The organism is Streptomyces sp. NPDC107500 (genome assembly GCF_055582785.1).
Genome location: NZ_JBVJPF010000012.1, coordinates 101,944 through 127,615 on the forward strand (window position 1 = coordinate 101,944; position 25,672 = coordinate 127,615).

General features: G+C 71.7%; 24 protein-coding genes. 10 read left to right on the forward strand and 14 right to left on the reverse strand.

Going from position 1 to position 25,672, the window contains the following annotated elements; all coding sequences use genetic code 11:
* Positions 1 to 5: 5 nt before the first annotated feature.
* Genes ACZ67M_RS37060 through ACZ67M_RS37070 form a run of 3 tightly spaced genes read right to left on the reverse strand, consistent with a single transcriptional unit; the run spans position 6 to position 3,516 of the window.
* Positions 6 to 962 (reverse strand): ABC transporter permease, encoded by a 957-nt coding sequence (locus ACZ67M_RS37060; protein WP_469854265.1) that lies wholly within the window; start codon positions 960 to 962, stop codon positions 6 to 8.
* Positions 955 to 1,878: an ABC transporter permease gene (locus tag ACZ67M_RS37065; RefSeq protein ID WP_469854266.1), complete on the reverse strand. Its 924-nt coding sequence runs from the start codon at positions 1,876 to 1,878 to the stop codon at positions 955 to 957. The genes ACZ67M_RS37060 and ACZ67M_RS37065 overlap by 8 nt, the downstream gene beginning before the upstream one ends.
* Before the next feature lie 6 nt (positions 1,879 to 1,884).
* Positions 1,885 to 3,516: a peptide ABC transporter substrate-binding protein gene (locus tag ACZ67M_RS37070; protein WP_469854267.1), complete on the reverse strand. Its 1,632-nt coding sequence runs from the start codon at positions 3,514 to 3,516 to the stop codon at positions 1,885 to 1,887.
* A gap of 130 nt (positions 3,517 to 3,646) precedes the next feature.
* On the opposite strand from ACZ67M_RS37070, the gene ACZ67M_RS37075 reads away from it, so the two are divergent.
* A complete protein-coding gene (locus ACZ67M_RS37075; RefSeq protein WP_469854268.1) occupies positions 3,647 to 4,540 on the forward strand; it encodes a phosphatase PAP2 family protein in 894 nt (297 codons plus the stop codon).
* Positions 4,541 to 4,745: 205 nt separating this feature from the next.
* A complete protein-coding gene (locus ACZ67M_RS37080; RefSeq protein WP_469854269.1) occupies positions 4,746 to 6,143 on the forward strand; it encodes a CHASE3 domain-containing protein in 1,398 nt (465 codons plus the stop codon).
* Between the two features lie 100 nt (positions 6,144 to 6,243).
* On the opposite strand, the gene ftsH is transcribed toward ACZ67M_RS37080, so the two are convergent.
* Both ftsH and ACZ67M_RS37090 read right to left on the reverse strand, forming a co-directional pair.
* The gene (gene ftsH, locus ACZ67M_RS37085) at positions 6,244 to 8,181 is read right to left on the reverse strand and encodes an ATP-dependent zinc metalloprotease FtsH (protein ID WP_469854270.1); all 1,938 of its coding nucleotides are present in this window, start codon (positions 8,179 to 8,181) and stop codon (positions 6,244 to 6,246) included.
* Positions 8,182 to 8,255: 74 nt separating this feature from the next.
* Positions 8,256 to 8,696 carry an SPW repeat protein gene (locus ACZ67M_RS37090; RefSeq protein WP_469854271.1) on the reverse strand — a complete coding sequence of 147 codons (441 nt, stop codon included), beginning with the start codon at positions 8,694 to 8,696 and terminating at the stop codon, positions 8,256 to 8,258.
* A 152-nt stretch (positions 8,697 to 8,848) separates the two neighbouring features.
* Between ACZ67M_RS37090 and ACZ67M_RS37095 the strand changes: the two genes are divergently transcribed.
* Positions 8,849 to 9,691, forward strand: coding sequence for a PrsW family intramembrane metalloprotease (locus ACZ67M_RS37095; protein WP_469854272.1), 843 nt, complete (start codon positions 8,849 to 8,851; stop codon positions 9,689 to 9,691).
* A gap of 627 nt (positions 9,692 to 10,318) precedes the next feature.
* On the opposite strand, the gene ACZ67M_RS37100 is transcribed toward ACZ67M_RS37095, so the two are convergent.
* Both ACZ67M_RS37100 and ACZ67M_RS37105 read right to left on the reverse strand, forming a co-directional pair.
* Positions 10,319 to 10,726 (reverse strand): SsgA family sporulation/cell division regulator, encoded by a 408-nt coding sequence (locus ACZ67M_RS37100; RefSeq protein WP_469854273.1) that lies wholly within the window; start codon positions 10,724 to 10,726, stop codon positions 10,319 to 10,321.
* Positions 10,727 to 10,807: 81 nt separating this feature from the next.
* Positions 10,808 to 11,425 carry a DUF308 domain-containing protein gene (locus ACZ67M_RS37105; RefSeq protein WP_469854274.1) on the reverse strand — a complete coding sequence of 206 codons (618 nt, stop codon included), beginning with the start codon at positions 11,423 to 11,425 and terminating at the stop codon, positions 10,808 to 10,810.
* Between the two features lie 570 nt (positions 11,426 to 11,995).
* Between ACZ67M_RS37105 and ACZ67M_RS37110 the strand changes: the two genes are divergently transcribed.
* The 4 genes from ACZ67M_RS37110 to ACZ67M_RS37125 all read left to right on the forward strand — a co-directional run bounded on the left by ACZ67M_RS37110 (position 11,996) and on the right by ACZ67M_RS37125 (position 16,862).
* A complete protein-coding gene (locus ACZ67M_RS37110; protein ID WP_469854275.1) occupies positions 11,996 to 14,848 on the forward strand; it encodes a LuxR C-terminal-related transcriptional regulator in 2,853 nt (950 codons plus the stop codon).
* Positions 14,849 to 14,936: 88 nt separating this feature from the next.
* Positions 14,937 to 15,404 carry a MarR family winged helix-turn-helix transcriptional regulator gene (locus ACZ67M_RS37115; RefSeq protein ID WP_469854276.1) on the forward strand — a complete coding sequence of 156 codons (468 nt, stop codon included), beginning with the start codon at positions 14,937 to 14,939 and terminating at the stop codon, positions 15,402 to 15,404.
* Between the two features lie 149 nt (positions 15,405 to 15,553).
* Entirely contained in the window at positions 15,554 to 16,114 is a 561-nt protein-coding gene (locus tag ACZ67M_RS37120; protein WP_469854277.1) for a cysteine hydrolase family protein, read from the forward strand.
* Positions 16,115 to 16,202: 88 nt separating this feature from the next.
* Positions 16,203 to 16,862 carry a response regulator transcription factor gene (locus ACZ67M_RS37125; protein WP_469854278.1) on the forward strand — a complete coding sequence of 220 codons (660 nt, stop codon included), beginning with the start codon at positions 16,203 to 16,205 and terminating at the stop codon, positions 16,860 to 16,862.
* Between the two features lie 34 nt (positions 16,863 to 16,896).
* On the opposite strand, the gene ACZ67M_RS37130 is transcribed toward ACZ67M_RS37125, so the two are convergent.
* Positions 16,897 to 17,271: a response regulator gene (locus ACZ67M_RS37130; RefSeq protein WP_469854279.1), complete on the reverse strand. Its 375-nt coding sequence runs from the start codon at positions 17,269 to 17,271 to the stop codon at positions 16,897 to 16,899.
* Positions 17,272 to 17,498: 227 nt separating this feature from the next.
* On the reverse strand, positions 17,499 to 17,933 hold the full coding sequence (locus ACZ67M_RS37135) for a hypothetical protein (RefSeq protein ID WP_469854280.1): 435 nt from the start codon (positions 17,931 to 17,933) through the stop codon (positions 17,499 to 17,501).
* Positions 17,934 to 18,206: 273 nt separating this feature from the next.
* On the opposite strand from ACZ67M_RS37135, the gene ACZ67M_RS37140 reads away from it, so the two are divergent.
* Positions 18,207 to 18,428 (forward strand): hypothetical protein, encoded by a 222-nt coding sequence (locus ACZ67M_RS37140; protein WP_469854281.1) that lies wholly within the window; start codon positions 18,207 to 18,209, stop codon positions 18,426 to 18,428.
* Between the two features lie 85 nt (positions 18,429 to 18,513).
* Here the strand turns inward: ACZ67M_RS37140 and ACZ67M_RS37145 are convergent, their stop codons facing one another.
* From ACZ67M_RS37145 to poxB, 3 genes are all read right to left on the reverse strand, one after another.
* A complete protein-coding gene (locus tag ACZ67M_RS37145) occupies positions 18,514 to 20,382 on the reverse strand; it encodes an MFS transporter (protein ID WP_469854282.1) in 1,869 nt (622 codons plus the stop codon).
* 82 nt (positions 20,383 to 20,464) lie between these two features.
* Positions 20,465 to 20,962 carry a MarR family winged helix-turn-helix transcriptional regulator gene (locus tag ACZ67M_RS37150; RefSeq protein ID WP_469854283.1) on the reverse strand — a complete coding sequence of 166 codons (498 nt, stop codon included), beginning with the start codon at positions 20,960 to 20,962 and terminating at the stop codon, positions 20,465 to 20,467.
* Between the two features lie 123 nt (positions 20,963 to 21,085).
* Entirely contained in the window at positions 21,086 to 22,819 is a 1,734-nt protein-coding gene (gene poxB / locus ACZ67M_RS37155; protein ID WP_469854284.1) for a ubiquinone-dependent pyruvate dehydrogenase, read from the reverse strand.
* 470 nt (positions 22,820 to 23,289) lie between these two features.
* Between poxB and ACZ67M_RS37160 the strand changes: the two genes are divergently transcribed.
* The gene (locus tag ACZ67M_RS37160) at positions 23,290 to 23,481 is read left to right on the forward strand and encodes a hypothetical protein (RefSeq protein WP_469854285.1); all 192 of its coding nucleotides are present in this window, start codon (positions 23,290 to 23,292) and stop codon (positions 23,479 to 23,481) included.
* Here ACZ67M_RS37160 and ACZ67M_RS37165 read toward each other — a convergent pair.
* Both ACZ67M_RS37165 and ACZ67M_RS37170 read right to left on the reverse strand, forming a co-directional pair.
* Positions 23,465 to 23,647 (reverse strand): hypothetical protein, encoded by a 183-nt coding sequence (locus ACZ67M_RS37165; protein ID WP_469854286.1) that lies wholly within the window; start codon positions 23,645 to 23,647, stop codon positions 23,465 to 23,467. The genes ACZ67M_RS37160 and ACZ67M_RS37165 overlap by 17 nt on opposite strands.
* A gap of 195 nt (positions 23,648 to 23,842) precedes the next feature.
* Positions 23,843 to 24,226, reverse strand: coding sequence for a peptidase inhibitor family I36 protein (locus ACZ67M_RS37170; RefSeq protein WP_469854287.1), 384 nt, complete (start codon positions 24,224 to 24,226; stop codon positions 23,843 to 23,845).
* Between the two features lie 353 nt (positions 24,227 to 24,579).
* Here ACZ67M_RS37170 and ACZ67M_RS37175 point away from each other — a divergent pair, with 353 nt between their 5' ends.
* Positions 24,580 to 25,644 (forward strand): ricin-type beta-trefoil lectin domain protein, encoded by a 1,065-nt coding sequence (locus ACZ67M_RS37175; protein WP_469854288.1) that lies wholly within the window; start codon positions 24,580 to 24,582, stop codon positions 25,642 to 25,644.
* The last annotated feature ends 28 nt before the right edge of the window (positions 25,645 to 25,672 follow it).

The following is a 25,672-nucleotide window of genomic DNA, read 5'->3' on the forward strand; positions in this document are numbered from 1 at the left end:
GCGGCTCACCTCAGTTTCGGGTCGAGGGCGTCGCGCACCGCGTCGCCGAGCATGATGAACGCCAGCACCGTGACCGCGAGGGCGCCCGCCGGCCACAGGAGCATGTGCGGGGCGTTGCGGATGTACGGCGAGGCCGCGGAGATGTCGATGCCCCAGCTGACGGCCGGCGGTTTCAGGCCGACGCCGAGGTAGGAAAGGGTCGCCTCCAAGGAGATGTAGGTGCCCAGCGCGATGGTCGCCACGACGATGACGGGGGCGACGGCGTTGGGCGCGATGTGCCGCAGCAGCAGCCGGGAGTTGGAGGCGCCCAGTGCCCGTGCCGCCTGCACGTAGTCGTTCTGCTTGGCGGTGATGACCGAGCCGCGGGCGATGCGGGACACCTGCGGCCAGCCCAGCAGCACCATGAAGCCGATCACCGGCCACACCGTGCTGCTGGTCACCACCGACAGCAGCACCAGGCCGCCGAGGACGACGGGGACCGCGAAGAAGACGTCGGTGACCCGGGAGAGGATGGCGTCCCAGATGCCGCCGAAGAACCCGGCGAGCCCGCCGAGCACGGATCCGAGGACGGCGACGCCGAGGGTGGCGAGGACGCCGACGGTGACCGAGGCGCGGGCGCCGTAGACGGTCCGGGTGTAGACGTCACAGCCCTGGCCGTCGTAGCCGAAGGGGTGGCCGGGTCCGGAGCCCTGCTGGGCCTTGGACAGGTCGCACTTGAGCGGATTTCCCGAGGCGATCAGGGACGGCCACAGGGAGATGACGACCAGGAAGAGGATCACCAGCGCCGAGACGATGAAGACCGGGTTGCGGCGCAGGTCGTGCCAGGCGTCCGCCCACAGGCCGCGCGGGCTCGCGGACGCCGGCTCCAGGGATCGGGCCTCGCTCACCGCGAGGTCCGTCGCTCCACCGGCGCCGCTCCCGGTGATCGCGCCCTCGGGTTCGTACGGCGACTGCTCAGGCATAGCGGATCCTCGGGTCGAGTACGGCGTACAGCAGGTCGACGAGCAGGTTCGCCACCAGGAACACCAGCACCAGGACGGTGACGAAGCCGACGACGGTCTGGGTGTTCTGGCGCAGGATGCCCTGGTAGAGCTGGTAGCCGACGCCGTGGATGTTGAAGATCCGCTCGGTGACGATGGCGCCGCCCATCAGGCCGCCGATGTCCGTGCCGATGAAGGTGACGACGGGGATGAGCGAGTTGCGCAGCAGGTGCCGGGTGACGACCCGGCGGCGCGGCAGGCCCTTGGCGATGGCGGTGCGGACGTAGTCGGAGCGCCGGTTCTCCGCGAGGGAGGTGCGGGTCAGCCGGGTCACGTACGCCAGAGAGACCGAGGCGAGGACCAGGCCGGGCACGAAGAGTTCGCCGAAGGGTGCCTCGGGGGACACCGACGGGGAGATCCAGCCCCACTCGACGCCGAACAGGAGTTGCAGGAGCAGTCCGGTCACGAAGGTCGGCACCGAGATGACGACCAGGGTGAGCAGCAGGACCCCCGAGTCGAGGGCCCGGCCCCGGCGCAGGCCGGTGAGGACGCCTAGACCGATGCCGAGGACGATCTCCAGGACGATCGCCACGACCGTCAGGCGGATGGTGACCGGGAAGGCGCTGCCCATCAGGTCGATGACCTTCTCGCCGTTGAAGGCGGTGCCGAAGTCACCGGTGAGGACATGGCCCATGTAGGTCAGGTACTGCTCGAGGACCGGCCGGTCGAGGCCGAACTCGCGCTTGAGCTGGGCAGCGGTGGCCGGGTCGCAGGTCTTGTCGCCGCACAGGCCCGCGACCGGGTCGCCCAGGACGTTCACCATGAGGAAGATCAGCAGCGTGGCTCCGACGAACACGGGGATCATCTGGAGCAGTCGCCGCACCACATACCGCCCCATGGTGGATCAGCCGACCTTGATCTCGTTGTAGACCGGGACGCTGAACGGGTCCAGGGTCACGTGGGAGACCCGGTCCGACCAGCCGGCGCTGCCGTTCTGGTACCACAGCGGGATGGCGCCCATGTTGTCCCGCAGGACGCCCTCGGCCTGCTGGAAGAGCTTGACGGCCTGCTTCGGGTCGCTCTCCGCGTTGGCCTGGTCGACGAGCTTGTCGAACCGCTTGTCGGACCACTTGCCGTCGTTGGAGGAGGCGCCGGTGTAGTAGAGCGGCTGCAGGAAGTCCTGGATGAGCGGGTAGTCCATCTGCCAGCCGGCCCGGAACGGGCCCGTCAGCTTGTCCTGTCCGATCAGGTCGCGGAAGTCGGCGAAGGTGCCGACGGGGGATCCGACGCAGGCCTTGTCGTTGCCCAGGACGTTGTTGATGGAGTTGCAGACCGCGTCGACCCACTGCTTGTGGGAGCCGGTGTCCGCGTTGTAGCTGATCTTGATCTGGCCGCCGGGCAGGCCGCCGCCCTCCTGGATCAGCTTCTTTGCCTCGGTGGGGTTGTACTCGCAGGCGGCGCCGCACAGGTCCGCCTGGTAGCCGCCGCTCTCGCCGAGGACGGGGGAGGTCCAGTCGGTGGCGGGGGTACGGGTGTTCTGGAAAATCGTCTTGGTGATCTGGGCGCGGTCGATCGCCATCGACAGGCCCTTGCGGACCTTGGCGGCCCCGGCGGTGTTCCAGTCCTTGTCGTAGAACGGGAAGGCGAGGGTCTGGATGATTCCGGCGGGGGTGTTCAGGTAGCGGCCGGACAGGTCGTTCTTGACGTTCCTGAGCTGCTGGGCCGGGACGTCGTCGACCAGGTCGAGGTTGCCGGCGAGCAGGTCGGTGTAGGCGGTGTTGTTGTCGGTGTAGACCTTGAGGTCGACGCCGCCGTTGAGCGCCTTGTCCTTGCCGGGGTAGGCGTCCCACGTGCGCAGCTTCATCTCGGAGCCCTTGGCGTACGACTCGATGGTGTACGGGCCGTCACCGACCGGCTTGGCCAGCCAGGCGTCGTGGTCGGTGAAGAACGCCTTGGGCAGCGGGGCGAACGCCGCGTAGCCGAGGGTGTCGGGGAAGGTGGAGAACTTCTGGCTGAGCCGGATGGTGAAGGTGTGGTCGTCCACGACCTTCAGGCCGGAGAGGGTGTCGGCGCTCTGCTTGCCGCTGTCGGGGTGGACCTTGTCGTAACCGTCGATGTAGCCGAAGAAGTAGGCGTTCTTCTGGTTGTTCTTCAGGCTCGCCCCGTAGTTCCAGGCGTCCACGAAGGAGTGCGCGGTGACGGGCTCGCCGTTGCTGAACTTCCAGCCGGTCTTGAGCCTGACGGTGAAGTGGCGGGAGTCCCTGGTGGTGACGGACTGCGCCACCGCGTTCTCGGCCGCACCGGTCTTCGGGTTGTACTGCTTCAGTCCCCTGAAGATCATCCCGAGCACCTTGCCGCCCTGCACCTCGTTGGTGTTGGCCGGCTCCAGCGGGTTCTGGGGATCGCCCCAGACCGCGCTGAGGACGGCGTCACCACTGCCGCCGGCGTCGGAGCCGCCACCGCCACCGCATGCGGTGAGAGTGAGGGCCAGGGCCGCGCCCAGGGCGGGCCAGGTGGCATAGGTGACTGCGCGCATGAGGTATCTCCTCCGGACGGGACCGGACCATCGACGTGTATACGGACAGGAACCGTAGATACTTACTGAATACCTCACATCACACGTTTGAGCGATATGAGGTTGCTTACGTGTGTCTATGCTTCCGCGTGTGTCGAGGACCGCGGCAGGAGACGACGGAAGCACCTTCGGGCGGCGTGTGTCGGTACGGCTGACCGCCGCCGCGGGCACCGCGGTCGCGTTACTGCTGCTGGTCTACGCGGGCTTCGTGCGCACGACGGCGGGGCAGCGCTGGGAGAACGCGGTGCTGGCGGGACGGGCGCGGGACGAGACACCGGCCGCCGCACACCGGGCGGGCCGGCTGCTGGACCACATCACCGTGATGTCGCTGGGCACGGCGGTGGCCGTGCTGGTGGTGATCGGTGTGGCGCGGCACCGCTACGCGCTCGCCGGGACCGCGGTCGCCACCGTGGCCGGCTCACTCGCCCTGGGCGAGCTGCTCAAACGCGACGTGTTCCGGCGGCCGGAGCTGGTCGCCGCGCCGCGCGAGCTGCTGGGCAACAGCTACCCCAGCGGGCACACCGCCATCGCGACGAGTGTGCTCTTCGGGCTGGCACTGGTGGTGCCGTACCGGCTGCGGGGCGCCGCCGTCGGCATCGGCTCCCTGTGGGCGTCGTTCGTGGGGGCCTGGACGGTGGCCGCCGGGTGGCACCGGCCCAGCGACATCCTCGGTGCCGACCTGCTGGTCCTCGCCGCAGTCTGCGGCCTCACCGCGGTCCTGGCCGCCACCGGCCGGGTGCGTCCGGCCGCGGGTGTCCGGCATCCGCTGGGCGCCCTGTCGGTGCTGGTCCCGTCGGCGGTCGTCGCGCTGTCCGGGCTGGGCGGCGGCGGGGTCCTGCTCCTGGGCGCGGTGTCCGAAACCGTACCCGGCTGGTCCGCGCCGGACGTCGCCTACCTGGCCGGGCACTCCCTGGCCGCGGGGACGGGCGCGGCAACCGCTCTGGTCCTCCTGCTCCTGTTCCGCCACTGCGACCTGGGCCGTTGACGGGTGGCCCGCGGTCCCGGCGGACGGATCGGCCCGCCGGGCGCGGGGCCGGACTCCGTAGGAGCCGCCGCCTCCCGGAGTCGAGTGATCACGGATCGTGCATGCTTCGGCTCCTGCGACACATTTCTTTCGGACACCCCTACCATCACCACCTCTTTGACTGCACACTTTTTGAGATCTCAACAACATCCACTGGCGGGCGGTCATGAACACAACGCGGGAACACCGGGACCGGCAGCTGGGACTGACCAGTCTCACGGTCGTGGCGAGTGGCCTGTTCGCCCTGCTGATCGGTGTCGCCTTCGCCGTCCTGCTGTGGGCGATCAGCGACGCGAACAACTCCGTCGCGGCCCGGCGCGCCTCCAGGACGGCGCTGGTCGAGTCCGGCTCCATGGAGCGGCTCCTCATCGACCTGGAGACCGGTCAGCGCGGCTACGTGATCACCGAGCGGGAGGAGTTCCTCGAACCGTGGAAGGCGGCGCGCGAGGCGCTGCCCGCGGAGACCCGCGCGTTCGTGGCGAGCACCACCTCCCGGGAACAGCGGCGCACCGCGGAAGAGATCGCCCGGGGGGTGCGGTCCTTCCTCGACGACTACTCGGTCCCGCTGGTCGAGAGGGTCCGGCGCGGGGACCCGGCCGCCCACTCGCTGCCGGAGGCGGTCGAGGGCAAGAAGCGCGTCGACACCCTGCGGGCCGAGTTCCACCGGTACATGACCGACGAACGCGCGCAGCTCGCGGAACGCACGGACGCCGCGGGAACCAACAGCCGCCAGGCGGTCCTGACCGCCGCACTCGGCCTGGCCGCGTCGCTCGCCGTCGTCGCCGCGTTCACCGTGCTCCAGCACCGGGCCGTGGTGCGTCCGGTCCGCGGGGCGGCGACAGCGGCCCAGGAGCTGGCGGACGGCGACCTCGGCGTGCGCGTCCCACCCAGCAGGGTCGCCGAGATCAGCGCGCTGGGCACCTCGTTCAACACCATGGCGGCCTCCCTCCAGGACAGCCGCCGCCGCATCATGGAGAGCACCGAGGCGGTGCACCGGCGCACCGCCCGGGACCTGCACGACGGGGCACAGCAGCGGCTGGTGAGCCTGATGATCGGGCTACGGCTGGCGCGGGAGATGCTCCCCGACACCGAGGCGGCGGCGACCGATCTGATGGACCAGTCGATCGACAACGCGCAGACGGCCATCAACGAGCTGCGCGAGCTGGCCTCCGGCATCTACCCGCTGGTCCTGACGGTGAAGGGCCTGGTCGCGGCGGTGAAGGACCTGGCGTCCCGGTGCCCGGTGCCGACGATCGTCACCTGCGAGGACGAACGCAGGATCTCCACCACGGTCGAGTCCAACGCGTACTTCGTGGTGGCCGAGGCCGTGACCAACGCGGTCAAGCACGCCCAGGCGTCCCGGATCGACGTCCACGTCGAGTTCGGCGAACTGCTGCGGATCAAGGTGGTGGACGACGGGATCGGCGGTGTGGGCAGGGCCAGCGCCGGCAGCGGCATGACGGGACTCGCGGACCGGGTGGCGGCCTTCGACGGCAAACTGTCCATCGACTCCCCGCCCGGCGAGGGCACCACCCTGCGGATCCGGATCCCGATCCCCGACTGACCCGGCCAGACGCACCCGCCGTGTCCCGCGGGACCCCGGCCGTCCCCCGCCGTACCCGCCCCCCCGCAGACGTCTGCGGGGGGGGCGGGTACGGCGGGCGTCATCCGTGTCGCGTCCCCCGGGAGGCCACCCCGGCGACCCGGTAGGCGTCCGCCTCCTCCAGCGTCTCCCGCTCCAGCAGGGCCGCGGCCAGGTCGTCCAGGCGGTGGCGGTTGTCCTCCAGTGTCGAGAGGGCCTCGGCGTAGCACTCGTCGACGATCCGGCGGATCTCGGTGTCCACGAGGTCGAGGGTGCGCGGGGCGGCGGACATGGCGTAGGGCTGCTGGGAGTCCGCGGGCAGTACCGAGAGGTGTCCCACCCGTTCGCTCATGCCCCAGCGCGTCACCATCCCGCGGGCGATCGCGGTGACCTGTTCGAGATCGCTCTCCGCACCGGTGGTGATCACCCCGAAGACGACCCGCTCGGCGGCCATTCCGCCGAGTGCGCCGACGATGCGTCCGCGCAGGTACTCCTCGGTGTACGCGTAGGTGTCGGAGTCCGGCGCGGACAGCGTGACGCCGAGCGCGCGGCCGCGCGGCACGATGGTGATCTTGCGGACCGGGTCCGCGCCGGGCCGCAGCATGCCCAGCAGGGCGTGCCCGCTCTCGTGATAGGCGGTGCGCCGCCTCTCCTCCTCGGGCATCACCAGGGTCCGGGCCGCACCGAGCTGGATCTTCTCCAGCGCGTCGGAGAGGTCGGACGCGGTCACCCGGTCCTGACGGCGCTTGACGGCGAGCAGGGCGGCCTCGTTGGCGAGGTTGGCGAGTTCGGCGCCGGTCATGCCGGGAGTCACCCGGGCCATCCGGGCGAGGTCGACGTCGGGGGCGAGCGGGACGGCCCGGGTGTGGATGCGCAGGATGGCCTCCCGGCCACCGCGGTCGGGCGGCGAGACGGTGACGACCCGGTCGAAGCGGCCGGGCCGGGTCAGCGCCGCGTCCAGGATCTCGGCCCGGTTGGTGGCGGCGACCACGACGACGCCGTCGGAGGCGGTGAAGCCGTCCATCTCGGTCAGGATCTGGTTGAGGGTCTGTTCGCGTTCGTCGTGGCCACCGACGGAAGCACCGGTGCGGGCCCGGCCGATGGTGTCGATCTCGTCGATGAAGACGATGGCCGGTGCCACCTTGCGGGCCTCGGCGAACAGCTCCCGCACCCGGGAGGCCCCGACGCCGACGATCATCTCGATGAACTCCGACGCGGAGGCGGAGAAGAACGGCACCCCGGCCTCGCCGGCGACCGCCCGCGCGAGCAGCGTCTTGCCGGTGCCGGGCGGACCGGCGAGCAGGACACCGCGCGGCATCTTCGCGCCGAGGCGGCGGTAGGCCTCGGGGTGGGTGAGGTAATCGACGACCTCGCTCAGTTCCCCCTCCACCTCGTCGATGCCGGCGACGTCAGCGAAGCTGGTGCGTCCCTGCTGCGCCTCGACCGGGGCGGGCCGCTTGCGGTTGCCCAGGATGCCGCCCGCCCCGCCGCCGAGCCCGCCGCCCGCCCTGCGGGCCACAAACACCCAGACGCCGATCAGCAGCGCGGTCGGCACAAGTGACACCAGCAGCGACTGGCCGAGGCCGGGCCCCTGGGCCACCGGTGAGGCGGACACCGACACCTTCTTCACCGTGATCTCCCGCCACAGTTGGGCGGAGTCGGCGAAGGCGGGCTTGTACGTCTTGAACTTGACATAGGTGGCGTCGCCGTCCTTGCCGGGAACGTCGCGGGCCCGCTTCAGCGTGCCCTGGATCTCCGAGCCCCGCGAGTAGACGGTCCGGACGTTGCCCGCGTCCAGCTGCGCGGTGAACGCGGTGTAGTCGACGGACGTGGTGCCGTCGCCGTGCATGCCGTTGTAGACCAGACCCGAGAGCACGTACACGACGAGGAAGAGCACGATCTGCGCCGGCCATCCCAGTCGCCGCCGTCGGCGACCGCCCGGGGCGGGCGGCTGGTCGGGCACCCCCTCCGAACGCCATGGGGACCGCGGATCGTCTCGGGGCGGTACGGGTGCGGACATCGGACTTCTCCTCGCGGGACACGGGTGCCCTTCGGCGGACGGGGGCAGGGCGGTACGGACGGCTGCGCGCCGGGTCACGGCAGACGGTTGACGCGGCGCACCAGCGCGGTGGACAGCACCCCGAGGACCAGGGCGAGTACGCCGAGGACGACACCGTCGACGGCGGCGGCACGGCCCGGGTCACGTGCCACCACCCAGGGCGAGAGCGCCATCCAGCCGCCGGTGACCGCGAGCGCGGCGCTCAGTCCCGTCATGCGCTCGGGCGCCACCGTGAAACCGGCGGCGAGCGCGCAGACGGCGCAGCCGACGACGAGGTTGTGCGTGGCGAGGTCGCGGTGGGCGTCGGCGAAGCCGAGGACGTACGGGGAGACCGCGTAGAACAGGCCGATCAGGAAGACCGGTCCGTTCACCAGTGCCGCGTCGTGGCCGCTGAGGACCCACAGGCGGCGGGGCCGCGTTCCGAGGGTGTCCGGAGCGTACGACGTGTCGTCCCGCCCATGGGTGAAGCCTGGCACCTGAGCACTCCTCACTCGCCGTTCGCCGGGATGCTGCGATCACCATCGTGTCCGGGACACCGGTACGGCACATCACACATGTGAGTGATGTGTTTCGACGTCCGGCGGGACACGCTCGGGCCAGCACACTTCGTCCGTCTAGGGAGGAACTCGTGTCCGACACTCTGAACGCGGTCCACCGGAAGGACGGCGCCCTGCTCGCCGTCGGCCGGTGCTGGGCCTGGGTGGCCGTTCTGGCCGTGGGCCTCGCGCTGTTCTGGCTGATCCACTCGGCACTGGTGTCCACCCAGAACCCGAATCTGATCCCCGCCCTGATCTTCTTCGGGGCGGCCCTGGCACCGGCCGCGTTCGTCACCTTCGTGGCGGGGCGCCGGATCGACTTCGGTGTGGGCGCGTCGGTCGTCGGGACCACGGCCCTGGTCGGCGGGGGCCTCGGGGTGGTCACGGCCGGGTTCTTGGAGTACCGGACGCTGGTGCTGCTGGACGTGCTGCCGACGGTCGCCGTCGGCGTGATCGAGGAGGCGGCGAAGCTCGTCATGCCGCTCCTGGTACTGCTCCTCGTCCGCAGCCGGCACCCCGGTGACGGGCTGCTCGTCGGAGTCGCGTCGGGTGCCGGGTTCGCCGTGTTCGAGACAATGGGGTACGCCTTCGTGGTCCTCGTGCAGTCCAATGGCGATCTGCACGCGGTCGACCAACTGCTGGTGCTGCGCGGGCTGCTGAGCCCGGCCGCCCACATGGCGTGGACCGGGCTGACCAGCGCCGCCCTGTGGTGGGTCGCGGCCCGGCCCCGCCGGCCCCGCGCCATCGGCCTGCTGGCGCTGGTCTTCCTGGTCGCCGTGGGGCTGCATACGGCGTGGGACAGCTTCGACAGCGACACCGCCTACTGCGTGCTCGCCGCCGTCAGTCTGTCGCTGCTGGTGTACACCACGCATGTGCTCGCCGACCGGTCCCGTGCCGTCCCGACCCGCTCCGTACCCGACCCGCGGGTGCGGTAGCGCGTACCGGTCGACACGTCCGCACCGCGGCACGGTGTCCACCGCCGTCGCGGTGACCGCCTCCTCCCGGCCGACGGAAGCCCTCACGGGCTACCGACCGGCCGGGTTTCGGCGTGCCGGCGCCACGGCGTCTCGGCGTCATGGCGTCATGGCGTCATGGCGTCATGGCGTCATGGCGTCATGGCGTCATGGCGTCATGGCGTCACATCCTCCCGGCGTCACGACGTCACGACGTCCCGGCGCCACGACGTCCCGGCGCCACGGCGTGGCATACCGGGATCGTCGTCATCGTCAACGGGCCCGGCGCACGCCCCGGTTCGCCGTGACGAGGCGGGGACGCGCCGTCTGAGCGGCCAGGGCGCAGGACGGGCGGTACGTCGGGGGACGTACCGCACCGCGCCGGGCGCAGACGGCGAAGACGGAGCACGCGGCGGCGGGCGGGGCGTCGCGGAGCCCCCGCCCCCGCCCGCGGCTGCGCGGTGAGGGGCGAGGCGGACGGGCGCGGCAGCACGCACGCCGACGGGCCGCCCACCGAGTCGTCGTGCTCGGTGGGCGGCCCGTCTTGACGGTACGTCCCCTGGGGAAGGCCGGAGCACCACGAGGACGCCCGGCCCCGCGCGGGCGCCCTCACTCGGCCAGCTGCACCAGTTCGTTCCAGTCGACGCCGTCCAGTTCGGTGCCGCGGGGCACCATGGACCAGGTGCGGGCGAGCCACCGGCCCACGGGCTCGGTGGGGATCTCGAAGAGCGCCGTGCGGTCGCCCGCGCCCACCCGCACGCAGAAGGCGGTCCGCTCGCCCTCGTCGTCCAGCAGCGGCCAGAGCACGACCTCCCCCTCGCCGGAACGGGTCACCATGCCGTCGGCCAGCAACTGCCGGCAGAAGATCCACCGCACCGGTCGCTCACCGTCGGTGTCCAGGACCAGGGTGACGGCCAGCGGGTCACTGGTGTCGTACGAGAACTCGCAGTTCAGCTCCAGTTCGAGTTCGTTCGTCACCCAGTGGGTGATCTCCAGGGAGAGGTGGCACTGCTTCATGGTCGCCTCCTAGGGGCTCGGCCGGTCGACCGGCCTGGACACGTATGTGGTCGTGTGCTGTCCCGGTGTCCGGGATACGTCTCAGTCGATGGCGCGGAGCGTGCGGGGGTCGCGTCGGGCGGCGGCGAAGGCCTCGACCGCGCCGGTGATCATCAGTGCGCAGCCGCCGACATGGGCGAGCTGCCCCAGGGAGGACAGGGGAAGGGCGGTCATGAACAGACCCGCCGAGACGATGACCGCGTTCAGCAGGTCGTCGTAGACGAAGACGTGGCTCACCGAGTGCGAGGTGACGGAGACGGCCATGGTGAGGCCGCGCAGCAGCCAGGCGCCGCCGGTCCACAGCCCCAGCAGGAAGACCGTGTCGGCCCGGCCGTCGAAGAGGACCGCGCCCAGCAGCAGCTCGGCCACGCCGGCGGCGCACAGCAGTGCGCGGACCGCCCAGGACGCCCGGGACTCGTACACGGCGAGGAGTTGCAGCACCCCCTGGACGGCGACGTGCACCCCGAAGAGCATCCCCGCCACGGCCGGCGTCCGCGGGGGCCAGACGAGCAGCACGGCTCCCACCGCGACCGAGAGCAGCGCACCGGACAGCATCGCCGTCCGGGTCAGTACGCCGCCCGGGCCGGCGACCGCCCTCGCCGCCGGACGGCTCGACGTGGGCCGTGCCGCCGCAGTCGGGGGCATTTCCAGCTGTGCCATGTCCACTTCCCGTTCGTCAGCCACATACAGGTGCGGCGCCGCGGTGGGTCCGCGTCCTGTCGGCAGGTCCCGCCGGTCCCGTACGGGCCGGTGGCCCGTACGGAGTTGCCGGGTGCTGCCCGTCCGCCGTGCGATGCCGACCGGTGCCGGGCCCCACCGGTTCGAGCGACAGTCTGGAACGTGGTTGCGACGGGGTCTGTCGTGTGTTCCCTCGCTGTCCCTGGGGGCGCCCCCACACGTTTGTAGGGCACACCCCACGCCGGACTGGGCAACCCCGCTCTGACGTGGTGCGCAGCGGACGGGCCGGCCGGGGCCGCGCCGTGCAAACGCGGGCCGCCGCGCGGCGATTGTGGGGTTGTCCCCACACCGGACGTCCGGCGCGCCCCCCGGCCGTTTCCGGTACCCCTGACAGCCAGACGGGGTCCGGGAGACACATGCTGGGGCACTACCGAGGACACCTCTGGCTGACCGACGCCCGAGTTCGCCTCATATGTGTGCCGCCTTCGGTGCGGAAGCCCGGCCGGCCCCGGCCGGCCCGCCCGCGCGGCCACCGGACCACTGGAGGCTGCCGTGACCCCGGCCACCGACATTCCGACGGCCGCCGGCACCGCGCCGGCCCCGGACAGCGCCGGCCGCTCCGTGCCGTCGGCGGCTTCTCATGGGCACCGCGCGCAGCGGGAAGGGCTGGTGAGGCGCCTGTTGCGCCTGGTCCACCGGCGGGAGGGCGGTGTGCTGTGGGTCGAGGGCCCCGCCGACTCCGGCAAGTCCCTGCTGCTGGACTTCGCGGCCGAGGAGGCCGTCCGCCGCGGGGCGACGGTCCTGACCGGTGCCGGGTCCGCCGGCCCCGGCACACCGCCGCTGGCTCCCCTGCTGGACGCCGTCGCACCGGTGCTGGCCGCGGGCGACCTGGAGTCCTGCTCCCCGTACGAGCTGACCCGGCGGGTGGCGGACCGTCTGTGCGCCGCCGCTCGGCGAGGGCCGCTCGTGCTCGTCGTCGACGACGTGGAGCACTGCGACGAGGCGACCCTGTACGCGGTGCGTACGCTCACCGCGCGGCTCGGTGGCGCGCCGGTGCTGTGGATCCTCGCCTCACGGTCGCATCCCGGAGGGCCGGCCGTGCGGGCGCTGCGCCGGGGCCTGCCGGCCGAGGGCACGGACCGGCTCGAACTGACCGCGTGGGACGCGCGGACCGTACGCCTGCTCGTCCGTGAGCTGCTGGGGCCGCGGGCCCGGGAGGCGGAGCCGTACCTGACGCTGATGGGCGGGCTACCCGGGGCCGTCCGGCAGGTGTGCGCCCTGCTCGCTCGCGACGACGCGGCCGGCGAACTGCCCACCGGACCCGACCCGGTGGGGCCGGCGGTCGTCGCCCGCCGGCTCGACGGCCTGACCCGGCAGGCCAGGGACCTGGTGGTGACCGCCTCCGTCGTGGACCCGGGGCTCGGGGTGCGCCATCTGTGCCGACTGCTCGACCTCGGCGAGAGCGCGCTGGTGCGGCCGCTGCGCGAGGCGCTCGGGGCGGGTCTGCTCCGGGCCGACCAGGACCACCTCGCCTTCGTCCACCCCGCGTTGCGCGACGCCGTGGCCGCCACGGTTCCGGCGCCGGTACGGCGCTCCGTGCGCCGCCGCTCGGTCGATCTGCGTCTCGCGGCCGGTACGCCCGCGACAGCGCTCGCGAGCGAGATCGCCGACCTCGCCGAGCCGGGGGACGCGCAGGCCCTGCGCGTCCTGGAGAGCGCCGCGCGGGAGCTGGTGCCGCTCGCCCCGGCCGCCGCGGCGGCTCATCTGCGCCGCGCGATGGAGCTGAGCCGGACCGACCCGCCCCGGCGGATGCGGCTGGCGGCGCGGCTGGTGCCGCTGCTGTGGGAGACCGGCGAGCCCGGTGAGGCCCGGGTGCTGGCCCGAGAGGTCCTCCAGGCACCGCCGGACGCGGTCACCCACTCCCAGGTGTGCCTCGAACTGGTCCGCACCGGCGGGCCGTTCCCGGTGGCGCAGGCCGAGGCGCACCTGCGCCGTGCGCTGCACCATCACCACGTGCCCCAGCCGGTGAAGGACCAGCTCCTGTCGACGGCCCTGCTGCACCGCCTGCTGGCGGGCGAGGCCGAGCAGGCCGGGAGCGGCGCCCTGGTGCGGGCCCGGGGCACGCACCTGCTGAGCGACCTCACCCAGCACACCCTGCGGTCCGTGAGCGCGTGTCACCGCCAGCGCTGGACGGAGGCCCTCGCGTACAGCGAGTCGCTGCCCGCCCAGGCCGCGGAACTGGACCCGGACTACGGACCCGCGCTGCCCGAGGTCATCCTGTCGACTGCCTGGCGGGCCGCGCTGCTGGGGCTCGCCGGCGCCGGCCGGGCCGCCGCCGAGCTGGTCGAGGTCGGCCTGGCAGACGCGGAACAGCGCGGCCGGCGGGCGTATCTGCCGCTGTGGCGCACGGCGCGGGCCCGGCTGCTGCTGGACGAGGGGCGGCTGGCCGAGGCGGCCCGGGAGGCGGTGGCCGCCGGGAACGGCGCGCACCCGGCGGGTGACTCGGCGGCGAACGACGCGGCGCTGGCCTGCGTCCGGGCCCGGATCGCCCTCCACACCGGTCAGGACGGGGAACTGGAGGAGTGCGCCGCCCTGGTGGCGGAGCCCGGGGCGGCCGGTGACGCGCAGACGCAGCAGGCCTGGGCCTGGATCACACTGCTGGCCGCGGGGCGCCGGGGCGCGGGTCTGAACCGCCGGCAGCTCGGTGCGGCGGCCGCGCACCTGCGCCGTGGCTTCCTGCACACGACGTGTGCCGACGCCGGGGACGTGGTGCTGCTGGTGGCGGCGGCGTTGGGCTCCGGGGAGCGTGAGACGGCGGCCGAGGCGGTCCGGTTCGCTGAGGAGCGGGCGAGGCTCAACCCGGGCCTGCCCCTGTTCTCGGCCGCCGCGGTGCACGCGCGGGGCCTGTTCACGGGGGACGCGGACCTGCTGGCGCAGGCGGCGGACCGCCACGGCGACGCCCGTCCCCTGCTGCGGGCCCGTGCCCTGGAGGACGCCGGGGCGTGCGGGGCGGCGGGCGACGAGGTGGCCCGGTCCCGTCTCGAGGAGGCGCTGCGCCGGTACGACGCGTGCGGGGCGGTGCACGACGGGCGGCGGGTGCGCAGCAGACTCCGCGCCTTCGGTGTCCGGCCGACGGCGACGGGGGACACCGGCACGGCCACGGGGTCCGCCCCCGGGGCCGGCACCGGCCCCGAGTGGCGTGGACTGACCCGGGCGGAGCTGGGTGTGGTCCGTCTGATCGCCCACGGCGCAACCAACCGTGAGGCGGCCCAGCGGCTCTTCCTCTCCCCGCACACCGTGAACACCCATCTGCGCCACGCCTTCGACAAGCTCGGTGTGCGGTCACGGGTCCAGCTGGCCCGGCTGTACGCACGGGAGGTCGACGCGACCGGCGTCTCCGCGTGAACCGCTTGGACACCTACCACACGGTGATGTCACATGTGTTTACCAACCACAACTGTTCAGTTTGCTGAATACATGTTAATTTGTGGGTGTGAGTCAGGACCAGCAGAAGCAGCCCCCCGCCGAGCGGAGCACGGATTCCTCGGTGCTCGCGACGGATCTGCGGATCGTGCTCAGCAGACTCGTGCGCAGACTGCGCGAGCAGAGCACGGTCGGGGACCTCACCAAGTCGCAGGAGGCCGTCCTGCTGCGACTGGAGCGGGAGGGCACCGCCACCGCGACGGACCTGGCCAGGGCAGAGGGCGTGCGCCCTCAGTCGATGGCGAGGACCGTCCGGACGCTGGAGGAGGCAGGGCTGGTGAGCGGAGCCGCGGACCCCCGCGACGGCCGCCGGACCCTGCTCACCCTGACCGGGACGGCCCGGGAGCACTTCCGCACCGGAGGGCTCGCCAAGGACGACTGGCTCACCCGGGCGATCGTGGGCAGCCTCACGCCCGAGGAGGCCGCCCGGCTGCGGGCGAGCCTGCCGGCCCTGCGCCGCCTGTCGGAGTACCCCTAGGCCGGCTCCCGGGCCGGTCCCGTACGCCTGACCGTCCGCGCGCCCCGATGCCCTGGCGCTTGGCACCTTGACACTCCCGGCGCTGGATTAATCGGATATTTCATGAATCGGCCCGCACACCCGGTGTGAGGCCCACCGCAAGGAGAAACATGTCTGTCACCGGCATCGACCCGAAGACCGCCCTGATCGTCGTCGACCTCCAGAAGGGCATCGTCTCGCTGCCCCTCGCGCATCCGGCCGCCGACGTCCTGGCCCGCAACGCCGAGCTGCTCGCGGAGTTCCGACGCCGGGGCCTGCCCGTCGTCCTGGTGAACGTCGCCGGCGGCCCCGCCGGCCGCAACGACCTCGGCGCGAGCTTCCCCTCACCCCCTGCCGAGTGGAAGGAACTGGTCCCCGAGCTGGAGGCCGGCGCGGGCGACCACCTGGTGACCAAGCACTCGCGCAGTGCCTTCACCAAGACCGGCCTGGACGCCTGGCTGCGCGAGCGGGGCGTCACCCAGGTCGTCGTCACCGGAATCGCCACCAGCAGCGGTGTGGAGTCCACCGTTCGGGACGCCCACGAGCAGGGCTACCACGTCACGGTTCCGCTCGACGCCGTGACCGACACCGACGGCACCGCCCACGACCACACCATCGCCAAGATCTACCCGCGCATCGCCGAGACGGGCAGCACGGCGGACGTCCTGTCCGCTCTCCCCGACGCCGGCTGAGACACGGTGCCGCCCGGGCCCGCCCGGGCGGCAGCACCCGCCTGTCTTGACATGTATATGCGATGCGCTCTCGCGTTAGGATGCCGCCATGAGGGAACCACTTCGGGCGGTGCTCGGGGAAGACCAGCCGATCGTGCGCGAGGGCATCGCAACCATTCTCCGCTCCGCGGGCGTCGACGTGGTGGAAGCAGTCGACAACGCGGTGGACCTCGTGCGCGCCGCCGAGGAACACCTCCCCGACGTGGTGATCACCGACATCCGCATGCCGCCCGCCCTGGAGGCGGACGGCCTGCACGCCGTGCTCAAGATCCGTGCCGCGCGCCCGCAGACCGCGGTCATCGTCCTGTCCCAGTTCCTCGACGCTTCCTACGCGCTCGACCTGGTCGGGGACGATCCGAGCGGCGTGGGGTACCTCCTGAAGGAGAAGGTGGCCAGCCCTCAGCTCCTCATCGACGCCGTCGAGCGCGTCGTGGCACGGGACTCCGCCCTCGACCCTGACGTGATCTCCGCGCTGCTGGGGCGCAAGCGTCCCGAGGACCCGCTGGCCGGACTGACGCCGAAGGAGCGCCAGGTACTGGCGCTGATGGCCGAGGGGCACTCCAACACCGGCATCTCCGAGCAGCTCTTCGTGAGCGTCGCGGCCGTCGAACGGCACGTCACGGGCATCTTCATGAAACTCGGACTCAGCCAGTCGGCGTCGGGCCAGCACCGGAGGGTGCTGGCGGTGCTGCGCTACCTGGGACAGTGACGACCGCGCGGGCGCTCGCGCGGCGGCCTGGGCCTCAGGAGGCGGAGGCGGCGAACAGACCCCGCAGGTCGGCGTCGAACAGCTTGTCCTTGGCCACGAAGCACTCGACGCCCGCTCTCTCCAGCTCCTCCTGCGACCAGAACGACTTGTCGGTGGAGGTCAGCACGATCCGCGGCCGCTCCTCCTCCTCCTCCTCCTCCGCCAGCTGACGCGCCACGCTCAGACCGTCCACGTCGGGCAGGTGCAGGTCGAGCAGCAGCCCGTGGGGGCGGTGTGCCCGCACCGCGGCCAGGGCCGCGGCGCCGTCCCCGGACTCCGCCACGACACGCAGGCCCCGTGCCGTCAACAGCGTCGTGGCGATGCGGCGGAACCCTGGGTCGTCGTCTACGACGACGATATTGATGCACATACTCTCAGCATGCCCAACGCGTTGGCGGACGGACCATAGGGGGAGCCCTACGGTTTGTGTATCACTCACGCATGGGGCGCCCCCGTCCGGGCCGAGGATGGCCCCCGGGTGCCGCCGGGGCCCCGGGTCCCGCCGGCCGCGAGGACACGTCCGCTCCGGCCGCGTGCACGCCGACGGCCCGTACCCCGGTGCGCGGAATCGTGGTACGGGCCCGGTGACACCGCGTGCTACGAGCGCGGGGTCGCCTCGATCTCCATCCAGGCACCGGCTCCGGCGTTCGCCGTGGTGCCCTTGGCGAAGAGCTTCCAGCCGCCGGCCGTGGGATTGACGTTGAGACCGTCGACATAGAAAGAGTCGCTACTGGTGTTGTATCTGCCGAAGAGACTGATGCCCGTCTGCCGGCCGCCGCCGTAGTTCACCACGTTGAAGGTCTGGCAGGTGCCCTGGGCGACGGTGGCCGTGGCGACGGACTGCTGGTCCTGCTGCGCCGTGTTGAACACCAGGTACGCACTGTAGTTGCCCTGGGCGCAGAGCTGGACCCGGCCCGCGGAGATCGCCTGGGTGGCCGCCTGGGCCGAGCCGTTCGACAGCAGTACAGCGGCCGACAGAGCGGCCCCCACGACACCTGCGGCGGCACGCCTGGAATACGACTTGGAGTTCATGTAACACACCTTTCTCACTGTGTCCGGTCCCGGACGCATATGACTATGAGGCGCACCGACCTCGACGACAAGGTATGTATTTTGGTCAAGGCAAGATACTTTTTTGGACTGATGGAGCAGCGTGCGAGCAGTTTCACCCGTTAAGCAGACATGTGTACTGCGGTAGAGCTCAGCAGGAGCGAAGGTGTCTACTCGACACACGGTCTGACGGTTCATATGTTCGTGTCGCCGGGTGAACCACCCCGGACAGCCGACGTCACCCTAGGAGCACTCATGGGACCGGCCCCCGATCAGCTCGAACAGGCCCGCACCGCGTACGAGGAGCATGTGCGCAACTGCCGCTTCTGCGCGGACAGAGGCACTGTCTGCCAGGCGTCGAAACTCCTGAGACGGACCTACAACAACCTGCTCCGCGAGTCCGGCGACCGAAAGCTTGCCAGCGGCTCCGCCGGCGCGTCGGTGCCCGCCGACGGTCTGTCGGACGCCTCTCGCTGAAGTGGGCGCACGCACGCAGCGCGACGGCGTCCCCCCACCCCGGACGGGTGGGGGAGACGGCGTCGTGCGGACCTCTGCCCCTGGGTCAGCCCGCGGACGCGGTCAGCCGCACGTCATGGACGACCGGTGCCTCGGCGACCTCGATGGTGGAGGTCTGCGACCCGTAGCCCTCGGCCGAGGTGATCAGGACGTACCGGCCGGTGCCTGGCGCGTCCACGGTCCACGAACCGTCGTCGCCCACTTCGGCGCGGCCCAGTTCGCGGCCCTCCGGGGAGGCGAGGGTGACCGCCGCGCCCCTCGGCACCGGGGCCGCTCCCGACACCCGTATCCGGCCCCGGACCTCGACGCCCCGGGACGCACGTACCGTCTCGTCGACGGCTTCCGCCGGCACCGGCGCCCCGGCGACCGCCTCGGCGTCCTCCATGGCCACTTGCGCGGCGGCCTGGTCGAGGCCGCTGGAGGCGCGCAGCGGGATCTCCTTGATGAACAGGGTCACCAAAAAGGCGACCAGGGAGATCGGGGCGACGTACAGGAAGATGTCGCCGATGGCGTGGCCGTAGGAACCCTCCAGCCAGGTGCGGACCGGCGCGGACAGGGCGCCGAGGTCGGGCAGTTCGCCGCCGCCGGACGCCTTGGCGGCCGCCGCTTGGTCCTGCGGCGAGAGCTGGGTGATGGTGTCCCGGGCGTAATGGCCGATCCGGGTGGTGAGGACCGAGCCGAGCACCGAGACGCCGACCGCACCGCCCAGCGACCGGAAGAAGGTCACAGTGGAGGACGTGGCCCCGAGGTCGGAAGGCGCGACCTGGTTCTGCGTGCACAGGACCAGGTTCTGCAGGGTCATGCCGACGCCGAGGCCCATCAGCGCCATGCAGCAGGCGATGTACAGGTACGGGGTGTCGTAGCGGAGCATGCCCAGCAGGGTCAGGCCCGCCGTCAGCAGGACGCCGCCACTGAGCAGCCAGCCCTTCCACTTTCCGGTCCTGGTGATGACCCGGCCGGAGACGGTGGAGGAGACGAACAGGCCCGCGATGAACGGGATGGTCATCAGGCCCGACCTGGTCGGGGAGTCGCCGCGGGCCAGTTGGAAGTACTGGCTGAAGAAGACCGTGCCCGCGAACAGCGCGACGCCGACGAACAGCGAGGCGAGGGAGGCGAGCGCGATCGTGGGATTGCGGAAGAGCCGCAGCGGGATGATCGGCTCGGCGGCCCGCGTCTCCACGAACAGGAACACCAGCGCCAGCACGATCGCCGCGGCGACCAGCGTGTACGTCTGCCAGGAGAGCCAGGCGTACTTGTCGTCGGCGAAGGTGACCCAGATCAGCAGGGTGCACACGGCCGCCGTGACGAAGAACGCGCCGGCCCAGTCGACCTTGACGGCGCGCCGGTTCACCGGCAGGTTCAGGGTGCGCTGGAGCACGACCAGGGCGACGAGCGCGAAGGGGATGCCGACGAACAGGCACCAGCGCCAGCCGAGCCAGGAGGTGTCGGTGATGACGCCGCCGAGCAGCGGCCCGCCGACGGTGGCGACGGCGAACACGGCCCCGAGGTAGCCGGAGTACCGGCCGCGCTCGCGCGGGGAGATCATCGCGGCCAGCACGACCTGCGCCAGCGCCGACAGACCGCCGCCGCCCAGGCCCTGGATGACCCGGGCGGTGATCAGCGTCGCGGGGTTCGGCGCGAAGCCCGCGACCAGCGACCCGATGACATAGACGACCAGCGCCGACTGGACCAGGATCTTCTTGCTGAACAGGTCGGCCAGCTTGCCCCACAGCGGCGTCGACGCGGTGACCGCGAGGAGGGAGGCGGTGACGACCCAGGTGTAGGCGGACTGGCCGCCGCCCAGGTCGCCGATGATCCTCGGCAGCGCGTTGGTGACGACGGTCGAGGAGAGGATGGCGCAGAACAGGCCGAGGAGGAGGCCGGACAGGGCACGCATGATCTGCGGGTGGGTCATGGGCGCGTGAGGGTCTCTCCCTCCGCCCGGGGCGGGGGCCCGCACGCCGGCTTGCGGGATGCTTGTCATGAGGATCTTTTCCTTACGTGGTGACGTTCAGGTGTGAGGGGGCGGGTGTCTCCCGGCGGCCGGACGGCGGGGCGTCTTCGCCGTGTCCGTCGTCGAAACTCGCCCGGAGCCGGGCCATGAGCCCGGTCAGCTGGCGGACGTCCTCGTCGCTCCAGGTGCTCAGCCGGAGGGCGAGCAGCCGGGAGGTCCGGTCGGACAGGTCGGCCAGCCGGTCCCGGCCCTCGGCGGTCAGCCGCAGGATGCGCGAGCGTCGGTCCGCGGGGTCGGGACTGCGGTCGATCCAGCCGAGCGCGGTCAGGTGGGTGACGTAGCGGCTGGTCACCGACATGTCGACGGCGAGCAGTTCGGCCAGTCTGCCGATGCGCAGATCGCCGTGTCGGCCGAGCAGAGCCAGTACCGAGGCGGAGCCGCTGGAGCAGCCGTCCGGGAGGATCCGGCCCAGCTCCCGCTTCACGCACCCGATGGCGCTCAGCTGCCGCATCAGCTCCTCGTACTGAGCTTTCTCGGCCACACCTACCTCCAGATACATTGCTTGAGGCAACTATGCGCTCGTTGGTTGACGCAGGCAAGTATCTATCGATATGTGTGCTCAAGCACACATATGTCTGTCATGTGTCGCGTCGCCTCGGCCCGGTCAGCGCAGGATGCGGCGGGCCACATTGGTGGAGACCAGGTCGAGGAGTTCCCCGCCCCGGCCGTCCAGGACGGTGCGGATGGCGTAGAGGGTGAACCCCTTGGCCTGCTCCACGGTGACCGCCGGGGGAACGGACAGTTCCTGCCGCGCGGTCATCACCTCCACGAGGGCCGGGCCCTCGTGGGCGAAGGCTCCTTTCAGGGCGTCCTCCAGGTCGCCGGGCCGCTCGACCCGGCGGGCCCACAGCCCCATGGCGGCGGCCACCTCGGCGAGGTGCGGGTTGTCCAGCTCGGTGGCGTAGTTGACGAAGCCGGCCGCCTTCATCTCCAGTTCGACGAAATTGAGCGAGCCGTTGTTGAACACGACGATCTTGGCAGGCAGCTCGTTCTGACGGAGGGTGAACAGCTCGCCCAGGAGCATGGTGAGCCCGCCGTCACCGGAAAGGGACACCACCTGCCTGCCGGGGAACGCCGCCTGCGCGCCCACGGCCTGCGGCAGCGCGCACGCCATGGTGCCGTGGTTGAACGAACCGAGCAGTCGCCGGTGCCCGTTGAAGGTGAGGTACCGGGCCGCCCACACCACCGGGGAGCCGACGTCGACGGTGAAGACGGCGTCCCGGTCGGCGAGACGGTCCAGGGTGCTCGCCACGAACTGCGGGTGGATCGGGGTGCGTTCACGGTCGTTGACGGCGAGCGCGTCCAGCGACTTGCGGGTGCGGGCGTAGTGCGCGCGGGCGTCGTCGAGGTGCTTTCGCCCGGTCTTTGCCGTCAGCAGCGGCAGCAGTGCGGGCAGGGTGTCGCGCACGCTGCCCACCAGCGGCAGGTCGACGCGGGTGCGCCGGCCGAGCTGCTCACCGCGGATGTCGAGCTGGATCACCTTCGCGCGCCGCGGGTAGAACTGCCGGTAGGGGAAGTCGGTGCCCAGCATGAGCAGGACGTCGGCCTCCTCGATGGCCTTGTAGCCGGAGGCGAAGCCCAGCAGGCCGGTCATTCCCACGTCGTAGGGGTTGTCGTACTCGACGTACTCCTTGCCGCGCAGCGCGTGGACGACCGGCGCCTTGAGGGTCTCGGCGAGCCGGACCAGGTCGTCGTGGGCACCGGCGGCGCCCGCGCCGGCCAGGATCGTCACCCTCGAACCCTCGTTCAGCAGTGCCGCGGCCTCGCGCAGGGAGCCGTCGTCGGGGCGGACGACGGTCCGGGCCGGACGCACGGCCGCAGGGGGCAGGTCGCGCCCGGTCCTGCCGAGGAAGATCTCCCCGGGGACGACGACGACCGCCACTCCCCTGCGCTCGACGGCCGCCCGCATGGCCGTCTCCAGGATGCGCGGGCCGTGTTCCGCGCTGGTGACGACCTCCGCGTAGACGCTGCAGTCGGCGAACAGGTCCTGCGGGCGGGTCTCCTGGAAGTAGCCGGAGCCGATCTCGGCGCCCGGGATCTGGGCGGCGATGGCGAGCACCGGTACCCGGCTGCGCTGGGCGTCGAAGAGCCCGTTGATCAGGTGGAGGTTGCCCGGACCGCAGCTTCCGACGCAGACGTTCAGTTCGCCGGTCAGTCCGGCCTCGGCCGCCGCGGCGAGGGCGGCGCTCTCCTCGTGCCGCACATGGACCCAGTCGATGCCGTCGTCGCGCCGGATGGCGTCCGTCAGACCGTTGAGTGAGTCTCCGGGCAGGCCGTAGAGGCGCTGCACGCCGGAGGCCTTGAGGGAGGCGATGACGTGGTCGGCAAAGGTGGGCATGCGGGTTGCCTTTCGTCGGTCGTTCGGGAACCCGAGAAGTCTCCGATACCGGACATCACGCCCACATCCGTCGAATGACTGTGTCACCGGAGCCGGCACACGGTCCGTGCCTGGGTCGGACGACTGCCGGGTTTCCGCGCCCCGTTCGCGCTCCGTTCTCGGCCCCCGCGGGGGCCGGACAATGACGTGCCCGCCTCGCGGGCCCGGCGCACCCGTCACATGTGCTCGGACACGGGCCGGCCGTGGGACGGACACCTCGGCGGTGGCGGGCCCGGCACGAGGGGCGGGGCCGGAGCACGGGCCGGCCGGCGAGGTCGTGCGACGCGGGACGACGGCGGCCGCCGATACGCGCGGGCGGGGCCCCGGCGAGGAACGCGCGCCCGCCCTCGGACGGACCGGGGGCCAGGACGCAGGGGGCGGGCGTTGGTCACCGGCCCCGGCGGGCGAGCCTGCCCGACGGCTTCCGGGCGATGGCGGCGGCCGGTGACCGCGCCGCGCCGGACCGCCGGGTGGGCGGCGCGCCCGACTTCGGCGGTCTCGGCGGCACCCGGGCCGACGGGGCCGCCGTCCGGCGGGCGGGCGAGCCGGCCGACGGCTTCGCGGCCGCCTCACCGCTGGTGCCGCGCGCCTCGGCGGACGCGGCGGTCACAGCACGGCGCTGAGATAGGTGACCGCCGCGAGCCGCTGGGTGCGCAGGGCGTACTCCGTCGCCTCACGGTCGTCCCGTTCCCGCCGGTCGTTGCAGTTCACCCGGCGGAGCAGGTCGTGGAGGGCCTGCTCCTCCCTGCTGCGGCGGCCCGGAAAGAGGGGGTACTCATAGCTGTTCATCTGCGCTGCTCCCTTCGGTGTCCTCAGCCTGCCCCACCATGCGTCACCTGTCAAGAAGGTGACGCATGGGTGTGCGGGGACCCCGTGTCGCGCGCTGGGCACGTGTGCGGGAGAAACACCGGGGAGGTACCGAAGGCGGCTTCCGGCACGGGGGCGGGCGTCCGGCGCGATGGCGCGGCGCCGGACGCCCGGTGCTCAGCAGTACCCGATGGAGGAGATCTGGTTGTCGGTCCAGGACGGCAGGTTCCACCACCACTCGTAGGCGTGGATCTGGAAGACCGTGCCGCTCTTGTCGTAGTTCGCGTTGCCGTAGAAGCAGAGCGTGTAGGGGGTGCGGTTCTTCAGGGACGAGATGGTGTCGTTGAAGTTCACCCATTGCAGATTGCCGAATTCCGGGTTGCTCAGAGACCGGCACTCCCCGCCGTAGTCGGGGTCGGCGAAGATCACGAGCACGCCGTCGTGATCGTGGGCGGCGTCACACTGGTAGGCCGCGGGCGCGGCCTGCGCGGCCAGGGTGGGGGTGAAGAGCATGCCCGCTACGGCCGCAAGCACGGCCGCGAAACTGCGAAGAGTTCTCATGTGTCGATGTCCTCCTGATGCACGGTGATCACGTGGGAAGAGCGTCGGCCACACTAAAGGGTCTCAGTGGACACCTCCAGTGTCTGATGTGTCGTCAACTGAGTTTGTGTGCAAGGGTTTTGCGCATCAGCTGACCAGGTGACGGTCGACGCCCGGGGGCAGGGCTCCGGCCACGGGCGGCTGTGGGCTAAGCTCCCCGTACCGCAACCTGCACACATACCCACATCTCACACATGTGCAATTGGTCAGGTGTGCCTCTGATCCCACCGCCTGCGCCGTCTCCTGCGCGGAGTACGGTCCGGTCGCCGAGTTGGTCACCACCGCCGGTGGCTCGCGTCGTTGGAAAGGACCCCATGACATCTCCCCACACTCCCCCGCCGACGGGAGACCTTCCCAAGCGTGTGCCCGGCAGTGGCAAGCAGGTCGGCCCCTCCCCGACGCCCGTCCGCTCGAACACCGAGCCCCGTGCGGCCGACCGCGACGATTCCCTCCCCCGGCTCACCCAGTTCTCCTCCCTGGGCTCCCGGCGGAATTTCGACGGCCCACGCGAGGACCCGGCCGCGCCCGGGCCCGGCCCCTCCGCGAAGGACCAGCGCTCCCCGGGGGACCGGCTCTCCAAGAAGCGCGGCGTCCTCGGGTGGTCCGGCGACAGGGCGGGACGTGAGGGCCTGCGCGGCGCCCTGGGCGTGGTGGGCGTCGTGGGACTGCTGGCGGCGGGGGCCGTCGCGCTGGTACTCGGCCTGAGCGGCGAGGACCACGGCAGGGAGACCGGGGCGTCGGCGTCCGTGGGGGCCCACGAGCAGCGTCTGGAGGACTTCCCGGCCTTCGCACCCGAACCGTCGGCGAGCGCGCCCCAGGGCAAGAGCGCCGGCAAGGACACCGACGGCAGGGACGGCAAGGCACCGGCGAGTCCTTCCGCCACCGCCTCTCCCGGCGGCACGTCAGCCAAGGCGTCGAGGGCTCCCGTGGACGGGACCCACGCCCCTGCCCAAGGGGGGCACGAACCCGGGAAGGAGACCCCGGCGGTGCCGTCGGGGGTGAGCGTCGTCAGCCACGGCTCACAGCGCTGCCTCGACGTGGTCGGCGGACGGCCCGTCGTGGGAGCGCGGCTGATGATCTGGGACTGTCACGAGGACTCCGCACCCCAGCGCTGGACGTTCGCCTCGGACGGGACCATGCGCACGCTCGGCATGTGCGTGCAGCTCGCGGGGGGTTTGACCGCCGACGGAACGGCACTGCGGCTCGCGCACTGCGACGGCGGCGACGCGCAGCAGTTCGAACTGAACTACCGTCACGACCTCGTCAGCAAGCTCGCCGACAAGTGCGCGGACGTCCAGGACGCCGCGACCGACGACGGCACCCGCATCCAGCTGTGGTCCTGCAACGGCCTGGACCAGCAGAAGTGGTCCCGGTCCTGAGCGCACGCGCGGGCACGGAGGTGCGCGT